Annotated in this window: 2 protein-coding genes; one reads left to right on the forward strand and one right to left on the reverse strand. The window is 57.0% G+C overall.

Annotation, left to right across the window (positions count from 1 at the left end; genetic code table 11):
- Positions 1–453, reverse strand: a 453-nt coding sequence (locus AC097P_RS23750) for a M17 family peptidase N-terminal domain-containing protein (RefSeq protein ID WP_479612897.1), incomplete at its 3' end; no start/stop codon positions are given.
- A 23-nt stretch (positions 454–476) separates the two neighbouring features.
- Between AC097P_RS23750 and lptF the strand changes: the two genes are divergently transcribed.
- Positions 477–1550 (forward strand): LPS export ABC transporter permease LptF (lptF, locus tag AC097P_RS23755; protein WP_479612898.1); only part of this gene is annotated, 1074 nt, incomplete at its 3' end.

Consider the following 1550-nt stretch of genomic DNA (forward strand, 5'->3'; position numbering starts at 1 on the left):
GGCATTGGTGGCGGCCACCAGCACCTTGGACAGGGTGCGGCCCTCAGGCTTGGACTTGGTCGTGGTGTAGGTATAGCTGGCATCGGCGACCGCAGTCACTACCGCCCGCATGGCGTCTTCACGGGCGGGAGCTGCAAAACAAACCAGCAGCTTCTTCAGCGAGGCCGACTTGACCGCCGCCACCGCGGACAACACGGCGCCACGTACATCGCGCGCCGATCCTGCGCCAATTCCAGCCAGCACCACACGCGTCGCATGGGCCTGCACAGGACGGTACAGGCACAACGACTTGCCAGATTTTGCTTCCAAATCTCCCGCCTTCAGGGTTTGCGCCACCAAAGTCGACAAATCATCTTTGCCAGCTTTGAAATACTGGGGTACCAGGCTGCTCAGTGCATCGCATTTCTCGGTAGAGACCCCTGCGAGGCCGGTAGCTTTCAGTTCAAAGTTCATAATTCAGGTTTTCCTTTCCCGCCATGTTATTCCATTCCTCCATCCGCAAAGAACTCGCGCGCAGTTTTGGTGCAACCCTGGTTGTACTGATCACAGTGGTGATGACCATGACGCTGATACGCACGCTGGGTGAAGCCGGACGTGGAGTGTTCAATCCGTCAGATGTGATGATTATCATGGGTTACACGGTGCTGTCGCAGCTGCCGGTCATCCTGTCTCTGTGTCTATTTATTGCAGTGCTCAGCGTGCTGACGCGTATGTTTCGCGACAGCGAAATGGTGATCTGGTTCGGCAGTGGGCGCGGCTTGACCTCGCTGATCAAGCCCCTGTTTCGGTTTGCCTGGCCCATTCTGATCGTGATTGCGGCTTTGGCCTTTTTGATCCTGCCATGGTCCCTGAGTCGCATCGAAGATATGCGCGATCGATATGACAAGCGCGGCGACATTGCCCGCATGGAGCCCGGCCAGTTCCAGGAATCGGCCAGCGGCGATCGCGTCTTCTTCATCGAGAAAGACGCGACCACGACCCAGGCGGGCAGCAATGTGTTTATCGCCACACAAAAGGACAACAAAGAAACAGTCACCTCGGCACGCAGCGGGCAACTCAAGGAGATGTATGGCGAGAAGTTCCTGATTCTTGAGAACGGACAGCGCTTGGAAAAAGTGGCAGGCAAAACCGACCTGACCGTTGCGTCTTTCTCAACCTACGGTGTGCAGGTCGATGCGCCCGACCAATCCGCACGCAGCTTCGTGCCGTCTGGGGCCAAAGGCACCTTAGAGCTACTGGCTAATCCCAAAAAGGCGCATCTGGCCGAGTTGTCCTGGCGCGCCGGTTTGGCAGTGGCGGCCATTAATTTTGTGTTGATTGGGCTGGCAGCAGCCGGGGTCAATCCGCGTGTCGGTCGTACAGCCAATCTGGGCTTTGCCTTCGGGGCATTTATTGTCTATTTCAATCTGTTGATATTGGGCAAGAGCTGGATAGAAACCGGCCAGGTGCACTTTGGTGTGTTTTTGCTCGCACTGCATGGCGGTGCCTTGGCGCTGGCACTTCTATGGCTTGCCAAGCGCCACAACAACTGGGTATTGCGCGTGCCCGGC

Source organism: Rhodoferax sp. ZS1R8, assembly GCF_056521325.1.